Genomic DNA, 21,694 nt, shown 5'->3' with positions numbered 1-21,694 from the left:
CATATGGGGAAATCACTTTATATTGCTGAGAAACCCAGTGTGGCACAGGAATTTGCCAAAGCACTGAAGCTAACAACAAAAAGAAAAGACGGTTATCTGGAGTCGGAGGACTCTATCGTGACCTGGTGCGTCGGACATCTGGTGACCATGAGCTATCCGGAGAGCTATGACGAGAAGTATAAGAGGTGGAGCCTTCAGACTCTGCCTTTTATACCGGAACAATTTAAATATGAAGTCATACCGTCGGTAGAAAAGCAGTACAAGATCGTGGCCGGGCTGCTGAACAGGGAAGATGTGGATACAATCTACGTATGTACCGACTCGGGACGGGAAGGAGAATATATCTACCGTCTTGTGGAGCAGCAGGCCGATGTCCATGGAAAAGAACGCCGCAGAGTATGGATTGATTCCCAGACCGAAGAAGAGATTCTAAGAGGAATCCATGAGGCCAGAGACCTGAAAGAATATGACAACCTCTCTGCCTCTGCTTATCTGCGGGCAAAAGAGGATTATCTGATGGGAATCAACTTTTCCAGGCTTCTCACACTGAAGTATGGAAACAGCATATCCAATTATCTTCACACGAAGTATTCTGTGATTTCTGTTGGGCGTGTCATGACGTGCGTGCTCGGTATGGTCGTACGGCGGGAACGGGAGATCCGGGAATTTGTGGAGACGCCGTTTTACCGTGTCATCAGTACGATTGGAGACGCCGGTCAGTCATTTGAAGGAGAGTGGCGCGCGGTCAAAGGTTCTGCATGGTTTGAATCGCCGAAGCTTTACAAGGAAAACGGTTTTTTGAACGAGGAAGATGCGAGGATACTGATCGAAGGCCTGAGTGAACCGGCTCCCATTCAGTGTAATATTGTATCTATAGAAAAGAAAAAAGAGAAGAAGAACCCGCCGTTGCTGTTCAATCTGGCAGAACTTCAAAATGAATGTTCCAAGCGCTTTAAGATTAGTCCGGACGAGACGCTGCGGATTGTGCAGGAGATGTATGAGAAGAAGCTGGTCACTTATCCCCGTACGGATGCACGCGTATTGTCCACTGCGGTGGCGAAGGAAATACATAAGAACCTGAACGGGCTGATGAAGTATGAGCCGGCGGTTGCTTACCTCGGAGAAATCGTCTCCTACGGAAGCCATAAGGGGCTTGCCAAGACGAGATACGTGAACGACAAGCAGATTACGGACCACTATGCTGTCATACCGACAGGCCAGGGTCTGGGGGCGCTGAACGGTCTCAGTGCCGTGTCTAAGAAGGTGTATGATGTCATCGTGAAGCGGTTCCTGAGCATCTTTTATCCGCCTGCGGTCTATCAGAAGGTGTCTGTCGTTACAAAGATAAAGGAAGAACGCTTTTTCTCCAACTTCAAAGTGCTGGCTGAGGAGGGGTACCTGAAGGTGGCCGGGATTCCGGGCCAGAATAAGAGCAGCAAGGAGTCGGAGGACGGGCCAGACGGAGAGAACGCACAGGAGACGGACAACAGCTTCTTCGAGAAGATAATGGGGCTGAAAAAGGGTATGGTGCTCGCGGTAAGATCGCTGGATATCAAAGAAGGCAAGACATCGCCGCCAAAACGTTATAATTCAGGATCCCTCATCCTGGCGATGGAAAATGCCGGGCAGCTCATCGAAGATGAAGAACTGCGCGCCCAGATAAAAGGAAGCGGTATCGGAACAAGTGCAACAAGGGGAGAGATATTAAAGAAGCTCATAGGCAACAAATACCTTGCCCTGAACAAGAAGACTCAGATTGTGACGCCGACCCTGCAGGGAGAGATGATATATGATGTGGTAGACCAGTCGATCAAATCCCTTTTGAACCCCGAGCTTACCGCAAGCTGGGAAAAGGGGCTTACATATGTGGCGGACGGGGAGATTACGCCGGATGAATATATGACGAAGCTGGACCACTTCATCGTAAGCCGTACGAACGGGGTCAAGGGATTGAACAATCAGTACCAGCTGCGCACGTTCTATGATAAGGCAGCCCGTTTTTATAAGAAGGAAAAGGGAAAAGAGAAGGCTGACACAAAATAAACTATAAATCATTAAGGCCGGCACCAGACCGGCGGAAAAGGAGAATCATATGAAGGAATTGACAGTAAAAGAAATGTATACGCTTGAAGAGACGATAGCAAAGGATATATTTAACGGAATTACCTATCCGTGGGAAGTTCTTCCGAAGATAGGCGAATTTATCGTGAAGCTTGGCGAGTCCCTGCCGGCAGACGAGTATGATAAAGCCGGGGACAATATATGGATTGCAAAGTCTGCGAAAGTATTTGCGTCTGCCTATATCAACGGTCCGGCAATCATAGGAAAGAATGCGGAAGTAAGACATTGTGCATTTATCCGCGGGAATGCCATAGTCGGAGAAGGTGCGGTCGTCGGTAATTCCACGGAACTGAAGAACGTGATCTTGTTTAACAAAGTGCAGGTGCCTCACTATAATTATGTCGGCGATTCTGTGCTTGGATACAAATCCCATATGGGAGCAGGTTCGATTACGTCCAATGTCAAATCCGACAAGAAGCTCGTAGTAATCAAGACTCCTGAGGGAAAGATAGAGACCGGGCTTAAGAAATTCGGCGCGATGCTTGGGGATGAAGTCGAGGTCGGCTGTGGAACAGTCCTGAATCCGGGCAGCGTGGTAGGAAGCTATACAAATATCTATCCACTGTCATCCGTAAGGGGATATGTGCCAGGTGGAAGCATCTACAAATGCCAGGGCGAAGTGGTAGAAAAAGTGGAAGATTAAGAGCGGGAACTAAGAATACCCACAGGGAGATATGCGAAAGGAGGCAGGAACGATGAATAAGATAGGATTTATCGGTGTTGGAATCATGGGGAAATCTATGGTGCGCAATTTGATGAAAGCGGGGTTTGAACTGCATATCTATGCGCGCGCGAAGGCGAAAGTGGAGGATGTTATCGAAGAGGGCGCCATTTTCCATGAATCTATCGGGGATTGTGTAAAAGGCTGTGACGCGGTGATTACGATTGTCGGCTATCCAGCGGATGTGGAAGAGGTGTATTTTGAAGAAGGAAATATACTTGACAGCGCAGATGAAGGCACGTATCTCATCGACATGACGACAACGAGCCCGATGCTTGCAGAAAAGATATATGAAAAAGGAACCACAAAGGGCTTCCATGTGCTGGATGCACCGGTAACCGGCGGGGACACAGGCGCCCGGGAAGGAACATTGTCCATTCTCGTGGGCGGAACACAGGAAGATTATGAATCTTGTATGCCTCTTTTTGAAGCGATGGGCACCAATATCAATTACCAGGGAGGGCCGGGAAGCGGACAGCACTGTAAGATGGCGAATCAGATTATGATAGCTGGAACGCTGTCAGGCGTGTGTGAGGCTCTGACCTACGCTAATGCAAAGGGACTTGACCTGTCTACGGTGCTGAAGTCTGTCTCTACCGGAGCCGCTGGAAGCAGGCAGCTGGATATATTTGGACCGAAGATTCTGGAAGGTGACTATGCTCCCGGATTTTTCATGAAGCATTTTATCAAGGACATGAAGCTTGCCCTGACTGAGGCAAATCTAAGCGGGCTCAGCCTGGAAGTGCTCAGCCAGGCATTGGCGAATTATGAGGAACTGGAAAGCGAAGGCTATGGCAATCTCGGAACACAGGCTCTGATTAAGCACTACGAAGAGAGCTGCGGGGAGGAATAGATGGAGCTTACGATACTGGGTACCGGCAATGCTGCGGTGACGGAGTGCTATAATACGTGCTTTGCACTGTCTGACGGGAGCCGGCATTTCCTTGTGGATGCAGGCGGAGGCAACCAGATTCTGAAGAGATTGAAAGAGGTGGGGATTCCACTTGCGGATATCCATGATATCTTTCTCACCCATGAGCACATCGATCATCTCCTCGGCCTTATCTGGCTGATACGGATGATAGGACAGAAGATGAATCAGGGCGCATATGAGGGGGAGCTGAGGATCTACTGTCACGAAGGACTTGCCGGAACAATCCGGACGATTGCGGACCTGACGATTCAAAAGAAAGTGACGAAGCATATTGGCGGACGTATCCGTATTATAACAGTCGAAGATGGAGAGAGCCGGAAGATAACGGGACAGGATGTGACATTTTTTGACATCGGTTCCACGAAAGCAAGGCAGTTCGGATTCTCCATGGTGACGCGTGAAGGACAAAAGATAACGTGCTGCGGAGATGAACCGTACAATCCATGCGAAGAGCGCTATGTAAAAGGCAGCGACTGGCTGATGCACGAGGCATTCTGCCTCTACCGGGAGGCTGATATCTTCCGTCCGTATGAAAAGCATCACAGTACGGTAAAGGAAGCATGTGAGCTGGCCGAGAGGCTTGGCATTCCAAACCTCATTTTATATCACACGGAAGAGACACATCTGCCGGATAGAAAGAAATTATACACAGAGGAAGGGAAGCAGTATTATCAAGGGAATCTCTTAGTACCTGAGGATAAAGAAGTGTTTACAGTGTAGGATCCGTTTTGCCCGGTTTCCATTTATTGCGATTGTTTTTCTTGACATGACGTGACTATTAACGTATTATTGTATTAAATCAATAGTACAAATGGTTAGGAGAAAGAGCTTATCAGGAGGGAAAAGTTATGTTGGCAATACAGAATCTGAGCAAGTCATACAGCAAGGTCCTGGCGGTGGACCAGGTGAATTTTTTCGTGCCGGACGGCCGGGTGGGGATTCTGCTTGGGCCAAACGGGGCGGGGAAGTCTACCATCATCAAGAGTATAGCGGGACTGCTGCGTTATCAGGGAGAGATACAGATACAGGGGCTTCCCGCGAAGTCGATGGACGCGAAGAAGTGTTTTGCCTATGTGCCAGAGATACCGAACATGTTTGAGGCGCTTACGGTCAGGGAGCATATTGAATATATCCGCCATGCATACGACAGTGGGATTACAGACGACGAGATAGAAGAGATACTCTGCCGCTTTGAGATGGAAGACAAGCAGGATAAGCTGGGCAACGAACTGTCCAAGGGGATGATGCAGAAGGTGAGCATCTGCTGTGCGCTTGCCATCAAGCCGAAGGTCATACTGCTGGATGAACCAATGGTTGGACTGGATCCAAAAGCGATAAAAGAGCTGAAAGAGATGGTACTGGAGCTCAAGGAAAAGGGAGTGACCGTGCTGATCAGCACCCACATGCTTGAGATGGTGGAAGACTTGTGGGATATCATGTTCGTGATGGAGAAGAGCCATATCATCGGTTCCTATACGAAGGAAGAAGTGGGCGGAAAAGATCTGGATGACCTGTTCTTCGAGCTGACGGGAGGTAACCGGTGATGGATGCTTTACTATATCTGACGAAGCGTACGTTTTCCAACCGGCTGAAGAAAGCGCTTAAGAAGCCGGTCACATACATCTACATCGTGCTTGGCGGCGCCTATGTGGTGCTATTGCTGGCCGGATGGGGGATACTGGCAAGAAACGGAGGAATCGACTCCGTAAAATGGCTGGTCTATATCCTTACGGCATGGGTGTACCTGGCAATCTGTTCTAACTTCATCTCATATGCCAAGCTGAAGGGAGTCATCTTTAAGCCGAGCCATCAGCATTTTATTTTTCCGGCACCTATCAGTCCCAAGAAGATTCTTTTATATGGCGCGGTGAAGAATTTTGTGATTAACCTTATCATGGATGTGGTGATTGCGCTGGCGGGTATTACGATCTTCCATCTGTCTGTCGGGAGAGCGGTATTGTTGTTTTTTGTCCTGTTCGTATGTGAAACCGTGTTTGAAGCGAGCCTGATCATTTTCTTATACGCGAAAGAGAAGCGTTTCGAACCTCTGGTAAAGGTCATCTGCAAGAGCATCTATGTCCTTATCGGTGTTATCGCGGTCATTATTATACTGTTTATTAAAAAGAACGGGTTTTCTGCAGCCGCGGCTGAGGATATCTTCAATCTCCCGGCGCTGCAGCTCGTACCGGTAGCCGGATGGTGTGTGGCCGCGGTGAGACTTATAGTAATCGGCCCTGCAACTGTGAATGTCATCGGAGCAGCCCTGTTTTTCCTGAGCTGTGCGGGAATGCTGTCTGTTGCGCTCAGGATGAAGTGCAGCGGCGCTTATTATGAGGATGCGGCCAAGTTCGCGGATGATTATGCGGAGATGAAGAGCCGCAGCAAACAAGGAGAGGTCGTCCTCTCAATCGGCAAGAAGAAAAAGTTCAAGAAGGCCGGAATGCGCTATCACGGTTCCGGGGCAAAGGCCATATTTTACAGGCAGCTGCTGGAATATAAGAAGGAAAAGTATTTTATATTCGGAGCGATGACTCTGTACAGCATCATAGGGGCTGCCATCTGCGTCTTTGTGATAGATACGCCAGAGCATATCCCACCGGGGCTGTCCCTGCTTGGCGTTATGGCGTACCTGATTTTCCTCACGACTGGTTATCTGGGGAAATGGAATAAGGAGCTTGCCAATCCTTATATTTTCCTCATACCAGATAAACCGATGCGCAAGCTCTGGTATGCCACTGCGATGGAGCACATAAAGTCTCTGGTGGACGGGATCGTGCTGGCGGTGCCTGTTGGAATTGTATGGGGGATACCCGCGTACCAGATAGTGATGTGTATCCTGATCTATTGTGTGCTTCAGGCGAACCGTCTCTATATCAAGATACTCGGGGAGAGCATTCTAGGCAGTACGCTTGGCAATACAGGGAAAAGTATCTTTGCGATGGCTGTCCAGGGCGGTATATTGGGGGTCGGCATTGGCCTGGCGGCGCTGATGGGATTTTTCATTCATTTTAACTTTGTCTTTCCTATTATGCTGATTTATAGTATGATAGTAACAGTCCTTATTGCACTGCTTACAGTGGGAAGGTTTGAGACGATGGAGCAGTGGGACTAGTCGTAACAGACGGAAAGGAGAATATATGTTAGAGGATAATTACGTGACATTTGAGATTGGTAAAGCGAAGCACATAGCATTAGTCGCACATGACGGTAAGAAGAAAGAACTGGTGGACTGGTGCGATAAGAATAAAGACGTACTTAAGAGCCATTTCCTGTGCGGTACAGGGACGACGGCCAGATTGATATCGGAGCGCACAGGGCTTCCCGTGAAGGGCTATAACAGCGGTCCGCTCGGAGGAGACCAGCAGATAGGCGCCAAGATTGTAGAAGGCCAGATTGACTTTATGATATTCTTATGGGATCCGCTGGAAGCACAGCCTCATGATCCGGATGTCAAAGCGCTGCTGCGTATTGCGGTAGTGTACGACATACCGATAGCAAACAACCTTGCGACCGCAGACTTCATGCTGAACTCAAAATATATGACAGAAATATACAGCCGGAAGGTCGAAAATTTCAACAAGACAATACAAGACAGAGTAGAAAAGATGAAGTAGAAATACTTCATCTTTTTTTGGGAACTCCTAGGGGACAGGTTAAAATGAATTGGGGACGGGGTTTTTCTAGAAAAACCCCGTCCCCAATTCATTTTAACCTGTCCCCTATTGACAAAGGCGGGGCTATATGATATCCTACATAGGACTTAAGTGCTTTAATGCTTTAAAGCGTAACGGATTAAAGCGAAAGAAAGACTAAATGAGAGAAGAGGAGAATATTATGGGTATCAAGTTGACGCTGCTTATTGTATTTTTTGCGGTGATGGTGGCTGTAGGGCTTTATTCTAGGAAGCATGCGACAAGTGTAGATGGGTTTGTACTGGGAGGACGTTCGGTGGGGCCCTGGCTCACGGCCTTTGCTTATGGTACTTCATATTTTTCCGCAGTTGTATTTGTAGGTTATGCGGGGCAGTTTGGCTGGAAATATGGGCTGTCTTCTACGTGGATCGGAATCGGCAATGCGCTGATAGGCAGCCTGCTTGCGTGGGTCGTACTCGGGCGGCGTACGAAGGTCATGAGCCAGCATCTGAAGTCTAAGACGATGCCGGATTTCTTCGGTGAAAGGTATAGCAGCAAAGTGCTCAAGATAGCGGCGTCCGCGATTGTATTCATCTTCCTCGTTCCATATACGGCATCAATATATAACGGCTTGTCTCGGCTGTTTGGCATGGCATTTAATATTCCATATACATATTGTGTCATAGCCATGGCCGTATTTACCGGTATCTACGTCATACTTGGCGGATATATGGCGACGGCAATCAATGACTTTATCCAGGGTATCATCATGCTGATTGGCATCGTGGCGGTCATTGCGGCAGTCCTGAGCGGACAGGGAGGATTCCTGGAGGCCATACGCAAGATGGCGGAGATTCCGAGCGACGTACCGGTTACCTTAGGACAGCCAGGTGCATTCACATCATTTTTCGGACCGGATCCGTTAAATCTTCTGGGAGTAGTGATATTGACTTCACTTGGAACATGGGGGCTTCCTCAGATGATCGGAAAGTTTTACGCAATCAAGGATGAGAAGGCCATCAATACAGGGACCGTCATATCGACCTTATTTGCCTGCGTTGTCGCCGGAGGAAGTTATTTCCTCGGAGGGTTCGGGAGGCTGTTTGATGGCAGTGCTATATATGATGAGGCTGGAAATGTAGTATTTGACAGTATCGTTCCCTATATGCTTTCAACTTTGCCGGACATTCTCATAGGCGTGGTCGTAGTCCTCGTGCTGTCCGCTTCTATGTCGACATTGGCATCGCTCGTGCTCACATCAAGCTCTACGTTGACGCTGGACTTCCTGAAGGATAATGTCATGAAGAACATGAGTGAAAGGAAGCAAGTAAGGACGATGCAGGTTCTTATCGTATTCTTTATCGCGGTCTCGGTTGTGATTGCGCTTGATCCGCCGACCTTTATCGCCCAGCTCATGGGAATCTCATGGGGTGCGCTGGCAGGAGCGTTCCTGGCTCCGTTCCTGTATGGCCTGTACTGGAGAGGCGTCACGAAAGCGGCTGTATGGGCGAGCTTCGCGGCAGGAGTAGGTATCACGGTATCCAACATGTTCCTGCACTATATAGCATCCCCGATCAATGCTGGGGCTGTAGCCATGATTGCAGGTCTTGTAGTAGTTCCGGTAGTCAGCATATTGACACCTAAGCTTAAGAAGGAGCATGTCGACGATATCTTTACCTGCTATGAAGAGAAAGTCACGATTACCAAGAAACGTTCGCTCGAAGCAAACTAGATAGCATATTAATATTAATCAAGGAAAGTGATTATATTTGTCACTTTCCTTTTTCGTATGCATATGTTAGGATATAGAAGTATAAAAAAGAACAATAAAGTTGATTTATATTTATCTGATAAGAATGTGGTATTAGATGATATTTCAGATAATTATCAATGTATAGAACAAGTAGAAGGAGAGCGTGTAATGAAGAATTTTGAAAAGTATGAAAGACAGTATTTTATGCCGCCGGAGGTTACATACGACTGGGTGAAGAAGGAATATGTCGACCATCCTCCCATCTGGTGCAGTGTAGATTTGAGAGACGGTAATCAGGCGCTTATCGAGCCTATGAGCCTTGAGGAAAAGCTGGATTTCTTTCAGATGCTGGTGGATATAGGCTTTAAAGAGATAGAAGTTGGATTCCCTGCCGCTTCGGAGACGGAATATCAGTTTATGCGGACATTGATTGAGAAAGACATGATACCGGAAGATGTAACGGTACAGGTACTGACCCAGGCGAGAGAACACATTATCAAAAAGACCTTTGAAGCGGTAAAAGGTGCGCCACATGCGGTGATACATCTGTATAACTCCACATCCGTGGCCCAGAGAGAGCAGGTCTTCAAGAAGACAAAAGAACAGATTATGAAGATTGCCGTAGACGGGGCAAAGCTGCTGAAAGAACTTGCCGATGAGACCGAGGGGAACTTTACCTTCCAGTACAGCCCGGAGAGCTTCCCGGGGACGGAAGTGGATTATGCAGTGGATGTATGTAATGCTGTACTGGACGTGTGGAAGCCGTCTGCAGACAATAAAGCCATCATCAATATCCCAACCACGGTAGAGAACGCGATGCCGCATATATTCGCCTGCCAGTTAGAATACGTGCATAAGCATCTGAACTATCGGGACAATGTAATCCTGTGCCTCCATCCCCACAATGACCGCGGCAGCGGAGTGGCCACAGCAGAAATGGGAATGCTGGCGGGAGCCGACAGGATAGAAGGGACACTGTTCGGCAATGGAGAACGTACCGGTAACGTGGATATCATTACCCTGGCTATGAACATGTATTCCCATGGCGTAGATCCTGGGCTTGACTTTTCAAATATGGGAGAAATACGTGAGAAATACGAACAGCTTACGAGAATGCATGTGTATGAGAGACAGCCTTATGCAGGCGATCTTGTATTTACTGCATTTTCCGGATCCCATCAGGATGCAATCGCGAAAGGAATGTCATGGAAGGATGACGGAAAGAGCGTCAAATGGACCGTACCGTATCTCCCAATCGATCCTCAGGATGTTGGCAGAAGGTATGATTCAGATGTCATCAGGATCAACAGCCAGTCCGGAAAAGGCGGCGTCAACTATATATTGAAGCAGAGCTACGGAATCAATCTCCCGGAGAAGATGAGGGAGGAGGTCGGTTATCTTGTAAAAGATGTCTCCGACAAAGCGCACAAAGAGCTGACGCCGGACTGGGTATACCAGATATTCTCCGACAACTATGTGAATACGAAACCAGTGTTCCACATAGACGAGTGCCACTTTAAACAGGTAGACGGAATCACGGCAGAGACGACAATCAACCACGGCGGCGAGGCCCATGTCATTACTGCGATGGGAAATGGCCGTCTGGATGCGGTGAGCAATGCAATCAAACAGTACTTTAACATCAGCTACGAACTCACTTTCTATGAGGAACATTCTCTCACGAAAGGGTCATCCTCCAAGGCGGTGGCATATGTAGGCATTATCTGCAACGGAAAGGTCCTGTGGGGTGTTGGCATCGACGCGGATATCATCAGTGCGTCTATAGAAGCGCTGACGGTAGCTGTCAACAAGATAGAGGCTATAGGAAGTTCTGACACGTGCAAAGATGCCAGGATGATCGAAATACTGAACTATATCCAGGCAAATTATATCGATATAACACTGGATGATTTATCAGAAAAGTTCTTTCTGTCAAAACCATATCTCTCGAAATACATTAAAGAGAAGTCAGGGATGACATTCGGAGATCTGGTAAAGAAAATTCGGATGAAGAAAGCAAGGGCATTGCTGAAAAGCAGTAATATGACGGTAGAAAACATAGCGCTCTCCGTCGGCTACCAGAACGTAGAGCACTTCAACCGGCTTTTTAAAAAAGCATATAATATGACACCAATGCAGTTCAGGAATCAGAAGTAAATGTGGGTTTAGTGAAGTAGGGCGCCGCTGGGGAGGTATGGGGCATCTGCTCCGATGCGTCCGGGAACTGCGACTATCACACAGATTCCTAAGCCTGTGGAATGTTCGCCGATTGCGGCTCTCATCCCACAAGCCAAGGAATCTGGTGAGGATTCTCCGTCCCTCCCGCTTATACCTTCGCATCTGTCCCATACCTCCCCATCGGCTATCTACTTTACTGGCATGGGCGGGGCGGTTGTGTGACACTATTGGCTGATGGAAGGGATTTGGTTGTGTCAGCATAGTGATAAAGGGCTAAGCCCTTTGCCGAAAAGAAATTCTAATATGAAGAAGAGCCGGAATCAGGTACGAGGATGTTTATGAGATGACATCCCTTGCCTGATTCCGGCTCTTCTTGCAGCAACGGCGTGCTCGCCTCGCTGCAATTGATTCACAACGAACAGATTCGCCAGCCTGATTCATATAGACTTGCAAAACTCTTATCATTCATCTGCTCTTTGTGTTATTCACATTAAGCTTGTGATATTTTATCACTCAACTAACGCAGCCAGCGTTCATCCGCTGGCCAGTAACGTCACACAACCGCACTCGCCCTTGTTAAGTGAAGTAGATAGCGGGCGGGGAGCCGGGTGGGAGATGCGCAGGTGCAAGCGGAAGAGGCGGAGAATCCTTTCCGTAGCCCTTATCCTGCGGGATGCAAGCCGCAATCGGCGCGCATTACGCAGGGTTAGGGATACGTGAAATAGTCGGAGCCTCGGACGCATCGGAGCAGATGCCACCCGGCTCCCAGTCCGCAGCCACTTTACTAAACTCACATTACATGAACATATTGCCGGTTCCTACATATCGTATTCCATTTTCAAATACTTTCCTGCCGCCGAGTGTAACGAGCTTTACGTCGTTCAGACAGGTGATGTCCTTGCTCAGGTCGCCGCCTACGACGAGGAGATCTGCATCCAGTCCCTCTTTTACAAGACCGCGTTCGTCCTCCACGCCAAGTACCTTCGCGGGATTATAAGTCGCTGTCTGAATCGCCTGTACCGGAGTGATGCCGTATTCAACCATATACTGCAGCTCACGGGGAAGCGGCAGAAGAGGGGACTGGTACATGACCATATCTGTTCCTGCGATTACGGTTATTCCTGTGTCGTAGAATTCTTTGAAATGTTCTTTATAAGCTTTGTATGCCGGTTCAAAATACTGGTAATCTTTCATCTCTTTCTGCATAACCGGATCATTGACCGGGGCACCTGCATTCTTTTCCAGGTTCTCCTTGCAGATATCGTAAAGGAGTGTATAAGCCATGATTGTCGGTGTCCACGCGATGCCCTTTTCCGCCATCTGCTTTGCGTGGTCAAGGGTCATGAACGTGGCATGCTCAATGGTGTCGAAACCTGCATCGATACACATCTGTATGCCTGGATTTGTCCCGGCATGGACACCACATTTGATTCCACGTCTGTGGCATTCATCTACCGCGGCGTCTAATTCCTCCTGGGTATACTCCGGGATATGAGAACGGTGGGTAGTCAGTATCTTTACCCATTCGGCGCCGTCACGGACCTGCCTGCGGATTTCCCTGCGGACTTCCCACGGACCGTCAACCTGTGCGACTTCTTCCCATCCGTGTCCTCCGGACATGCACATGCCTGTATCCGTATGGGTTATATGAGGAATGGTTACAAACCCTTTCTCGGCCGCCAGCTTCAGATTCTTGCATACCCCGTGGGCAGAAGACATATCGCGGACAGAAGTGATTCCACGCTCAAAAGCAGACTGCGCGTGCTGCAGCGCATAGAGCATGACAAGCTGGGATCCATAATTGAAGCTGTCCGGCTGAGAATACCAGTAAGCAAGGTGGACATGCATATCAAACAGGCCTGGAAGAAGAGTGGCATCTCCATAATCCTTATATTCTTCCTCCGGGAACTCTTTCATAAGTATTTCCTTAGCCCCGATTCTTTTGATCTTACCGTCAGCCCCGGTAAGAACTGCTTTGTTTTCAAGGACAGACTTGCCATCGCCTGTCATCAGATATCTTGCTGCAATAATCATTGTCAAAACCTCCTTATTTCGCTTACAATCTAGAACCGGCATTGGGTAAAAGTGCCGGTTCAGTCTCAATTTAAACTGCGCGTGTATATTCCTTCAGCCATTCTCGTTCTTCATCATTCAGATGCGGGCCTATCTTCTCATATACATCTTTATGATAATGGTTCAGCCACTCCCGTTCGGACCTGCTCATCTCTTCCGGGTCGATTCCATCCAGGTCGATTGGAGCAAAGGTAATCGTCTCAAAATGCATGAATTGGCCATACTTGTTCTGAACGCCTTTACGCACGATAAACTCATTTTCAATGCGGATGCCAAACTGGCCATCCTCATAGATGCCAGGCTCATCTGTGATTACCATGCCTTCTTCCAGCTGATGGTGCTCGTTCTTGCTCGGAACGACGTACCAGCGGAATCCTGTCGGAGGCTCGTGGACATTGGCAAGGTAGCCGACGCCATGTCCGGTACCGCACTGGAAGTCAAGATCCAGATCCCAGATAGGCCCTCTTGCAAGTACATCAAGATTGTATCCATAGCAGCCGTACAGGAATTTGGCGCGGGAGAGATTCATCATGGCGCGCACGACGGCAGTAAAGTATTTCTTCAACTGTGCGTCTACAGAGCCGAGGACAAAGGTTCTTGTTATATCGGTGGAGCCTTCATAATATCCGCCGCCCGTATCGTTTAGGAATAACGCCCCGGCCTTCAGCTTGACATCCGTCTCTTCGCTCGGAGAGTAGTGCATCATGGCCGCGTGGTCTGCATAGGCGCAGAGAGGTTCGAAGCTGTCTCTTATGTAGCCTTCCTGCTCGGCGCGGAACTGTGTCAGCTTCTCGGCTGAGCTGAGCTCAGTGATGGTCTCCTTGTCATAACGGGTCTTCACCCAGTGCATGAACTTCGTGACAGCTACGCCGTCTTTGATATGTGCGGCCTTGATATTCTCAAGCTCTACCGGATTCTTCATGGCTTTCATAAGAATCGTAGGATTGGGGGCGGTCACGATATTGCACGGAATGCTCTTGAAAAGAGCATAGTTCATCTTCATCGGGTCGATCAGGATGGTCTCGCATGTATCCAGTTCTTTAATATCGCTGTAGATATCGTTATATGGGTGGATAGTTACATTAACTTTATCCAATTCTTCGTGGATCCGGTCATCCAGCTTGCTGTCGTCCACGTACAGATCAACCCCATCCATCCTGACGACGGCGTAGGAGAGCAGAAGCGGGAAGAAATCAATATCATCACCCCGCAGGTTCAGAAGCCAGCATACATCATCCAGAGATGCGACAGCATGCAGCGTCGCCCCGTTATCCTTCATGACTTCACGGACACGTGAGAGCTTGGACACGGCACTTTCCCCGGAGTATTTCTCTTCCAGGAAGAAAGCCGGCTTATCGGAGAGCGGCGGCCTGTCCGCCCAGACCGTATCAATCATGTCTTCCGAATAATCGAGACGAATGCCCTTAGGGGTGAGGGCTTCCTCATATTCGCATCCCTCCTCCATGGACAGTACACGACCGTCAAATGCGACCGTCCCGCCTTCAGGAACCACATCGGTCAGATATTCCGTCACCGACGGAGTGTCCCCGACGAACATCTTCATCAGGCGGACACCACTGCCTTTTAATTCATTGGTGGCCTGGAAGAAGTATCTGCCATCGGTCCAGAGGCCCGCATCATCCATCGTGATGACAGCCGTCCCGTAGGAGCCGCTGAAGCCTGTAATAAATTTTCTTGCTTTAAAATGTTCTCCGACATATTCGCTCTGGTGGAAATCGGCGGTGGGAACGACATATGCGTCAATCTTCTTTTCAGCCATCAGAGCGCGCAGCCTGGAAATTCTTTCTGATACGTTCATTCGATATACCTCCTTGAAAAAACCTCTTTTTATATCATAAATGTACCACAAAACAGACTAAAGTACAAACCGAAGTATTAAAAATGTGAAATTATAAATGATGCAGCTTAAGGAAAGGCAAAAAAACAGAACTCATGAGCCGGAGTCCCGGCATGAGCTCTGCTTTCATCCATATTCAGTTGATTATTCGGATTGTTCCAGCTTATCAAGCTTGCCGCTGAAAATCCAAAGGATTAAGCCAAGCGCAATTACGACAACTGCAAGTCCGCCATATCCTTTTGCGAATGCGATGGTCTTTAACCATGCATATACAGGCGGATAAGCATACTGTGCGATAAATACCGCGATTGGCCAGAAGCCTAACAGAAGACCAAGTACCTTCGCAGGCGCAATCTTGGAGATGAAGGAGTTCCCCAGAGGGGAGAATACCATTTCTCCGACTGACATCAGCAGGCAAACAAGGGCTAACCATAAGACAGAAGCCTGACCTTCACCTCTGATAATATCAGCGATAACCATTACGATATAGGATACACCTACAAGCATCGTGCCAAGAGCAGTCTTCTTGAACATACTCATGTCACCCTTCGGACGCTTCGCCATCTTAGCCCAAAGCACAGCGAGTGCCGGCCCTAAGATGATACATACGAGAGCGTTGATGGAGTCGAACCATGATGTAGGTATCTGGAAGTTGCCGATATACCAGTTCGCATGGTTCAGGAAGGAAGCACCGTCGCCATAACCGAAATAATAGTACGCAGGCATGTAGGCCATGTACCATACCATCCAGAACACGGCGGAGAACAGCGTTACAAGGATAACGGCGATAATACGTTTCCAGTCGCCGGATGTAAGCGGCTTGGACTCTTCAGCATCTTTCTTGTCCTTAGCTACGAACTCTCTCTGGTCATGCTTGAATGGTTTCTTGCCGGCGTCGCCAAGAGCTCTGCCGTTGAAGATGAACCATGCAGCATCGATAAATAAGAAGATAGCACATACTAAGAATACTGTGTTGAAGCTTAACTTAAGTCCGCCAAGTCCTGTCGTTGCTGTGATGGCAAGGAACGTCGTACCGATGAAGGAACCGATATTAACGAAAGAATACTGAATTGAGAAAGCTGAGTTCAATTCATCCTTATCGTGGAATAACAGTCCGTTGACACCGGATAAGTTCCCTTTGAACAGCCCGGTACCAATTGATACGAGAACAATCATTGCCCACACAAGACCCATAGAGTGGGCCTGCCATGTACACAGGTATCCAATCCCCATCAAAATCATACCTGCAGCGACGCAAATTCTCGGGCTTAACCAGTGGTCCGCTATGTATCCGCCGAACATAGGCGTGATGTACGTCCATGCTACGAAGGAAGCAGACATGGCAGCACCTTCTACATCGGTAAGACCAAGTCCACCTTTGGCAGCCTCAGTTGCAATCCAGATGGCCAACAGGTATTTCACTGTGTAGAATGCCAGACGCTCGAATGTAAATCCGAGAGCACAAACATAGAAGCCAAACGGTCTACGTTTCTTTACTGCTGTTTCCATACTTATTACCTCCCAATATTAGGTTATTATTTTGTTTTAAATATCTGGAACCCCACCAGCAATATTTAAAACTTTATCGAGATAGATGATAGCACAAATCAGACTATAGTACAACTCGTTTTTAAGAAAAAGTTAATAATTATTTTAGGAATTTATTGGAGTTTTGGCAAGGTGATTTGGCGCTGTATTAGCATGCTAAAGGCAAATGGTAAATAATTAACACTCTATTTATGGAGGCATGTGCTATACTTTAATCTGGAATATATTACGTCCAAAACAGGAAAATAATTTGTAACAAAACAAGGATTGCGCACTCTTATATATAAGGAGGCAGGGCAGATGGATGAATTCGAAGAGATCTATACAAGGAATCTGAAAAGTGTATACCGTTTTCTGCTTAAGCTCAGCGGCAGTCCGGATCTTGCGGAAGAGCTGACACAGGAGACATTCTGTCTTGCATTTGAACATCTGGACCAGTTCCGGGGTACATGCAAGATATCGGTCTGGCTCTGTCAGATTGCCAAGCATTCTTATTATGCGTGGTGCCAAAAGAACAAGGCTCTGGCACCGGAGGAGAGTCTGGAAGGATATATGAGCAGGGACAATGTAGAGGCAGCGGTGGTAGATGCGGACCAGAGAAGGCGGATTCATGAGATACTGCACGGTCTTGCGGAGCCATATAAGGAAGTGTTTACCCTGCGGGTGATGGGTGAGCTGTCGTGCCGGGATATCAGCCGGCTCTTTGGCAAGTCGGAATCCTGGGTAAGGGTCACCTGCTACAGGGCAAAGCGTATGATTCAGGAAAGGTTAGGAGGAGACGGAGATGACGAACTGTAACATAATACAAGATCTGCTGCCGCTTTATCTGGACGATGCCTGCAGCAAGGAGAGCAGGGAGCTTGTGGAGGAACATCTCGCGCAGTGCGCCATATGCAGAAAGCAGAAAATGATGATGGAGCAGGGGATAGAATTTGAGGAAGACTTCATGGCACAAAATCTGAAAGAAGAGAAGCTGCTGGAGGAAGGGAAGAAGTATATTGAACAGAAAGCAAAAAAAGATATTCTCGTAAAAGCGGCTTATGTGGATGTCGTTCTTAACATCCTGAGCATTGTCCTTACCGCCATGTATATACGGAAAATAGCGGGGGAAGGACTTTTGATGGAATACATGTTTTCTTATGGCCCATTGCTGCCCGCCGTTCTCATCATGTTTCTCGTAGCGGAGTATGTATTTCTTGTAAGGGACAGAACTAATAAAGAGACCTTTGTATCACAGATGATGGCTGCCGCCTCAATCTTACTAAAAGCCGCCTGCCTCGTAATCGCCGGCATCATAGGCATCGCGATTCTGGTCGCGGGCATATGATGTACCTTCATGCGGCTATGAAATGCAGCTTTATAATTAGGGAGGGACAGCGATGGAAAAAGAGAATAGAAAAGGGAAAAAGGGCGGTTCGCCGTGCGGCGCAGGACGGCTGCTTGGCATAGCCATGTCGGCGGTATTTGTATGTTCCGCCTTGTTTTTGAAATGGCTGACTTTCGAAGGGAAGAGGTACACGCTGCCCCTGTTTCTCAAAGCGGTGCAGGAAAGCGGCGGCCTGCAGGAGTATTATAGCCTTGTGACTAAGACCGCCCTTAAGACCGTGTCAAATGAAGGGGCATATGCAGAGCTGCTGCCGTCCTATTATCTTCTGTACCTGATTGCGGCGGCTGCGCTCTTAAGCGTGATAAGAATAGTGCTGCTTGCCTTCCGCAGAAATCCCCGGTTCCTGAGGTATACGATCTATGGCATGGTGCTGATGGTATTTCTCGTGCTGTTGACCTTCGGCGGGTATCTGCCGGATGTCGGGCTGATTCTCTGCGTTATCGCTGTCGGAATCGACTGCCTGGGCGGAATATATCTGGAACAGAGGAGGCAGATGCAAAGAGAGGCAGAGATACTGAGACGTGAAGAAGCCAAAGAGAAAGAAGAGAGAAAGCGCAGGACATATTTCCCCGGCAAGTACGACCGCGGTTTCTACCATATCGTCTGGAGAAACTTTGTCCATAACCGGAAGAGCTATCTTCTGTTTATCGCAGGCGCCGGCGGGATTGTCACGGTGCTTCACACTCTGCTCGGCGTACAGAGCGGGCTTAAATCGAGCGGTACCGGAATCGGCACCGGATATGACAATGGGATGCAGCGTATACTGGAGGAGATCCTTCCGGTAGCAGCATGCTTTTCCATCTTGATTCTAGCCCTTATCATCACGCATTACCTCAGGACACGGATGCAGAATTACAGTATCTTCTACAGCCTCGGCATAAGGAAGCATACGCTGGTCCTCATAATCGTCCTGGAGTATGCCGCCTGTGTCATGATTGCACTGGCCGCAGGGCTGCTTCTGTCTGATGGGCTGCTTATCCTGGCAGGGAAGACCGTGTTTTCTGATATAGCAGAGTCCGTAGGCCGGCCGATGCAGGGAGTGAAGACATCCGGTGCTGCCGCGGGAATCTATATAGCTGCGGTCGCCGTGTCTTCTCTCGTCAACTACCATCTGTTCGGACATAAAAGCCTGTTTCAGATATCTACCAGAAGGCAGGAGCCGGAGAAGATACCACATCGGTTTCTTCTTCCCGGTATCGTGGCCGGACTGGCGGCCACTGTAGTATCGGCGGTACGGTACTGGCTGCCTCCTGAGACGGAGAAGTTCTCTGCAAATGTGTGGACGCTTGCAGGCTCCTTTGTGCTGTTTTGCTTTCTGTATGCCAGGATAGCTGAAGCCCACGCAGGGCGGTCGGCAGCCCGCGGGGATAAGCTTCTGTCCATCTTGCCGTGGCGGTACCGGTTTAAGACAAATTACCGGTTCTGGTATCTGCTCTTTGCATTCCATCTTCTTTCGGGCATGATCTATATTCCGGAATATGCCGCTGTAGAGGCGTCCGGAGATACAGACAAGCTCTATCCGTATGACTTCGTCTGCATGTCCTATGATGAGGACGATGACTACTTCGCAGAACTGTCTGACACTTACGCTGCTGATATCCATACATGGCCGATGCTCAGATGTACGACACCTCTCGGCGCGCCGTACACCTGGGAGCAGGCCGCCGCCAATCAGTATATGGGTGTCATGTGGCCCCAGGGACAGCATATCGCAGTGTCGGAGACATCCTATCGGGAGCTTAAGAAAGCTGTGGGGGAGCAGATAGAAGACAGGCCTGGTCTGCAGGAGAACGAGATTCATGTCGTATTCCAGCAGGACGCTTCGGTCAAGAGCCATCCGCTGGAATGGTATATAGGTGACAAGGAGCCCAGGCTTCGTATCGGGCAGCCGATAAGGAGCTATAACTTTATGGAAAGGGAAATCCTGTTCCCGGCATACCATATGAAGAGCAGCGAACGAAGCATCCTGACCGGAATGTTCCAGCAGGGCAGGCAGGAGAATATCGTAGTGCTTTCCGACGAGGCATTTAATGGATATTTCTATGTCGGAACGGAAAAGGAAGGACCTACGCGGCTGAAGCTGATTCGCTGCAGCGGGGAAAACTATGAAAAGGTGGAACAGGAACTGGGGGCATTTGCAGAGAAGCACAAAAGCGATGCATCCTGGGACGACAGGATACAGCCGTACTATGCAAAGCAGACGGCGCTGGCAGAGACAGAAGCGGAACATCATTTTAAGAAAGCTGCCTGCATGGCAGTGCTTGCCGTACTTCTGATGGGGAGCTTCTTTCTCTTTTTTATCAAGTACGGGCTGGAGCAGGAGGAGCTGGAGCAGAAGTTCAGCCAGCTCAAATGCCTCGGCATGCCGCAGAAGGATTGCCGCCGTCTCCTAAGAGGGGAAATGATGAAGATCGTGTGTGGAAGCTTTGTGCCGGCAGTCCTGCTGTCCATTCCATTTATATGTGCAGTGGCGGTAAAAAGAATGTATACGTCTGCGGAGCTGGCAGTGTATCTGAAGTCTCTTGGCTTATTGTTCTTGTGTTATTCATCACTATACGCAGCCGTCACGGCAGCGCTTGGGAAATATTATATGAGGGCGGTCCTTGGAGACAGGAAAAAGCAAAGGAGGCAGTTATGGGGACAATCTTAAAGGCAGAAGAGCTGGTAAAGACATACAACATACAGCAGGGGCCGGTACTTAAGGGCATCAGTCTCTCGGTAGAGGAAGAAGACTTCATTGCGGTGATGGGTCGTTCCGGCTGCGGAAAGACGACGCTGCTAAAGATACTCGGCCTGATGGATGAACCTACAGAGGGAAAAGTCTATGTGAAAGGCCGGGAAACGGCAGCGCTTTGGGAGGAGGAGATTTCTGACATCCGAAGGAAAGGCATGGGATTTGTGTTTCAGGATTACAATCTGATGGACAGCCTGACGGTGGAAGAAAATATCATGCTTCCGGCTATACTGGATAAGATGGAACCTGGACGAAGGAAAGCGAAGATGGAACAGCTGACGGCACAGTTTCAAATCAGCGGCCATACGGAGAAATATCCGTTCCAGATATCCGGCGGAGAGAGACAGAGGACCGCTCTCTGCCGCGCCCTCATGAATGATCCCGACCTGATTCTTGCCGACGAGCCTACCGGCAACCTGGATTCCGTCATGGGCGAAGAGGTGATTCAGTGGCTCAAGCGGCTGAATGAGGAGTGGCACAAGACCGTGATCATCGTTACCCACGACCCGAAAATTGCCTGCAGATGCAGGAAGGTGCTGCTGCTCAAGGACGGGAGGCTGATCAAAGAGCTGGTCCGGGAAAGGGAGGATACATTTTATCAGGATATACTTGAACATACCGCCGGACTGTGAGCGCTGTCACGCAGGACGGACCCTAAGTCAGGAACATGCAGACTGACCACTGCGGCAAGAGGGTAGGACAGAAAGGCAGACTTGCCAAACGGAGGAATATGGAGTAGAGTGTGCTTATAAATC

The 21,694-nt window shown here is 48.8% G+C and carries 16 protein-coding genes; 13 read left to right on the top strand and 3 right to left on the bottom strand.

All coding sequences use genetic code 11. The features are described 5' to 3' along the window. Positions 1–3: 3 nt before the first annotated feature. The 9 genes from HJV72_RS03120 to HJV72_RS03080 all read left to right on the top strand — a co-directional run bounded on the left by HJV72_RS03120 (position 4) and on the right by HJV72_RS03080 (position 11,318). Complete coding sequence (locus HJV72_RS03120) at positions 4–2,043, top strand: DNA topoisomerase (RefSeq protein WP_208068577.1); 2,040 nt, start codon at positions 4–6, stop codon at positions 2,041–2,043. Positions 2,044–2,092: 49 nt separating this feature from the next. Then, the gene (locus tag HJV72_RS03115) at positions 2,093–2,764 is read left to right on the top strand and encodes a UDP-N-acetylglucosamine pyrophosphorylase (protein WP_208068575.1); all 672 of its coding nucleotides are present in this window, start codon (positions 2,093–2,095) and stop codon (positions 2,762–2,764) included. Between the two features lie 52 nt (positions 2,765–2,816). Next, entirely contained in the window at positions 2,817–3,695 is an 879-nt protein-coding gene (locus HJV72_RS03110; RefSeq protein ID WP_208068573.1) for an NAD(P)-dependent oxidoreductase, read from the top strand. After that, positions 3,696–4,496, top strand: coding sequence for an MBL fold metallo-hydrolase (locus tag HJV72_RS03105; protein ID WP_208068571.1), 801 nt, complete (start codon positions 3,696–3,698; stop codon positions 4,494–4,496). Between the two features lie 128 nt (positions 4,497–4,624). Continuing rightward, a complete protein-coding gene (locus tag HJV72_RS03100) occupies positions 4,625–5,320 on the top strand; it encodes an ABC transporter ATP-binding protein (RefSeq protein ID WP_208068569.1) in 696 nt (231 codons plus the stop codon). After that, the gene (locus HJV72_RS03095) at positions 5,320–6,888 is read left to right on the top strand and encodes a putative ABC exporter domain-containing protein (RefSeq protein ID WP_208068568.1); all 1,569 of its coding nucleotides are present in this window, start codon (positions 5,320–5,322) and stop codon (positions 6,886–6,888) included. Before HJV72_RS03100 ends, HJV72_RS03095 begins: the two co-directional genes overlap by 1 nt. Before the next feature lie 25 nt (positions 6,889–6,913). Next, a complete protein-coding gene (locus HJV72_RS03090) occupies positions 6,914–7,390 on the top strand; it encodes a methylglyoxal synthase (RefSeq protein WP_208068567.1) in 477 nt (158 codons plus the stop codon). Between the two features lie 220 nt (positions 7,391–7,610). Further along, on the top strand, positions 7,611–9,140 hold the full coding sequence (locus tag HJV72_RS03085) for a sodium:solute symporter family transporter (RefSeq protein WP_208068565.1): 1,530 nt from the start codon (positions 7,611–7,613) through the stop codon (positions 9,138–9,140). Positions 9,141–9,329: 189 nt separating this feature from the next. After that, positions 9,330–11,318 (top strand): 2-isopropylmalate synthase, encoded by a 1,989-nt coding sequence (locus tag HJV72_RS03080; protein ID WP_208068563.1) that lies wholly within the window; start codon positions 9,330–9,332, stop codon positions 11,316–11,318. An 816-nt stretch (positions 11,319–12,134) separates the two neighbouring features. Here the strand turns inward: HJV72_RS03080 and HJV72_RS03075 are convergent. The 3 genes from HJV72_RS03075 to HJV72_RS03065 form a co-directional block, all read right to left on the bottom strand. Further along, complete coding sequence (locus HJV72_RS03075; protein ID WP_208068562.1) at positions 12,135–13,373, bottom strand: amidohydrolase family protein; 1,239 nt, start codon at positions 13,371–13,373, stop codon at positions 12,135–12,137. 70 nt (positions 13,374–13,443) lie between these two features. Continuing rightward, entirely contained in the window at positions 13,444–15,231 is a 1,788-nt protein-coding gene (locus HJV72_RS03070; protein ID WP_208068561.1) for an aminopeptidase P family protein, read from the bottom strand. A gap of 183 nt (positions 15,232–15,414) precedes the next feature. Further along, positions 15,415–16,779, bottom strand: a complete 1,365-nt coding sequence (locus HJV72_RS03065; protein ID WP_208068559.1) for a peptide MFS transporter — start codon at positions 16,777–16,779, stop codon at positions 15,415–15,417. Positions 16,780–17,118: 339 nt separating this feature from the next. Here HJV72_RS03065 and HJV72_RS03060 point away from each other — a divergent pair, with 339 nt between their 5' ends. The 4 genes from HJV72_RS03060 to HJV72_RS03045 are packed head-to-tail and all read left to right on the top strand — an operon-like array spanning position 17,119 to position 21,571. After that, positions 17,119–17,616, top strand: coding sequence for an RNA polymerase sigma factor (locus HJV72_RS03060; protein ID WP_208068557.1), 498 nt, complete (start codon positions 17,119–17,121; stop codon positions 17,614–17,616). Further along, the gene (locus HJV72_RS03055) at positions 17,603–18,145 is read left to right on the top strand and encodes a zf-HC2 domain-containing protein (RefSeq protein ID WP_208068555.1); all 543 of its coding nucleotides are present in this window, start codon (positions 17,603–17,605) and stop codon (positions 18,143–18,145) included. Before HJV72_RS03060 ends, HJV72_RS03055 begins: the two co-directional genes overlap by 14 nt. Before the next feature lie 52 nt (positions 18,146–18,197). Further along, positions 18,198–20,855 (top strand): FtsX-like permease family protein, encoded by a 2,658-nt coding sequence (locus HJV72_RS03050; RefSeq protein WP_208068553.1) that lies wholly within the window; start codon positions 18,198–18,200, stop codon positions 20,853–20,855. Then, positions 20,840–21,571: an ABC transporter ATP-binding protein gene (locus HJV72_RS03045; protein WP_208068552.1), complete on the top strand. Its 732-nt coding sequence runs from the start codon at positions 20,840–20,842 to the stop codon at positions 21,569–21,571. The genes HJV72_RS03050 and HJV72_RS03045 overlap by 16 nt, the downstream gene beginning before the upstream one ends. Positions 21,572–21,694: the final 123 nt, after the last annotated feature.

Origin of the sequence: Extibacter sp. GGCC_0201 (genome assembly GCF_017566055.1) — a bacterium.
Lineage (GTDB): Bacteria > Bacillota > Clostridia > Lachnospirales > Lachnospiraceae > Extibacter.
Note: the sequence above shows the minus strand (reverse complement) of the source record. Positions and strands in the feature narration are given on the sequence as shown.

Excerpts from the sequence above, each read along its gene's own strand:
- HJV72_RS03120 (WP_208068577.1), top strand. The coding sequence starts at position 4 with ATGGGGAAATCACTTTATATTGCTGAGAAACCCAGTGTGGCACAGGAA.
- HJV72_RS03080 (WP_208068563.1), top strand. The coding sequence starts at position 9,330 with ATGAAGAATTTTGAAAAGTATGAAAGACAGTATTTTATGCCGCCGGAG.
- HJV72_RS03075 (WP_208068562.1), bottom strand. The coding sequence starts at position 13,373 with ATGATTATTGCAGCAAGATATCTGATGACAGGCGATGGCAAGTCTGTC.
- HJV72_RS03045 (WP_208068552.1), top strand. The coding sequence starts at position 20,840 with ATGGGGACAATCTTAAAGGCAGAAGAGCTGGTAAAGACATACAACATA.
- HJV72_RS03110 (WP_208068573.1), top strand. The coding sequence starts at position 2,817 with ATGAATAAGATAGGATTTATCGGTGTTGGAATCATGGGGAAATCTATG.
- HJV72_RS03055 (WP_208068555.1), top strand. The coding sequence starts at position 17,603 with ATGACGAACTGTAACATAATACAAGATCTGCTGCCGCTTTATCTGGAC.
- HJV72_RS03050 (WP_208068553.1), top strand. The coding sequence starts at position 18,198 with ATGGAAAAAGAGAATAGAAAAGGGAAAAAGGGCGGTTCGCCGTGCGGC.
- HJV72_RS03070 (WP_208068561.1), bottom strand. The coding sequence starts at position 15,231 with ATGAACGTATCAGAAAGAATTTCCAGGCTGCGCGCTCTGATGGCTGAA.
- HJV72_RS03095 (WP_208068568.1), top strand. The coding sequence starts at position 5,320 with ATGGATGCTTTACTATATCTGACGAAGCGTACGTTTTCCAACCGGCTG.
- HJV72_RS03115 (WP_208068575.1), top strand. The coding sequence starts at position 2,093 with ATGAAGGAATTGACAGTAAAAGAAATGTATACGCTTGAAGAGACGATA.
- HJV72_RS03085 (WP_208068565.1), top strand. The coding sequence starts at position 7,611 with ATGGGTATCAAGTTGACGCTGCTTATTGTATTTTTTGCGGTGATGGTG.
- HJV72_RS03090 (WP_208068567.1), top strand. The coding sequence starts at position 6,914 with ATGTTAGAGGATAATTACGTGACATTTGAGATTGGTAAAGCGAAGCAC.
- HJV72_RS03065 (WP_208068559.1), bottom strand. The coding sequence starts at position 16,779 with ATGGAAACAGCAGTAAAGAAACGTAGACCGTTTGGCTTCTATGTTTGT.
- HJV72_RS03105 (WP_208068571.1), top strand. The coding sequence starts at position 3,696 with ATGGAGCTTACGATACTGGGTACCGGCAATGCTGCGGTGACGGAGTGC.
- HJV72_RS03060 (WP_208068557.1), top strand. The coding sequence starts at position 17,119 with ATGGATGAATTCGAAGAGATCTATACAAGGAATCTGAAAAGTGTATAC.
- HJV72_RS03100 (WP_208068569.1), top strand. The coding sequence starts at position 4,625 with ATGTTGGCAATACAGAATCTGAGCAAGTCATACAGCAAGGTCCTGGCG.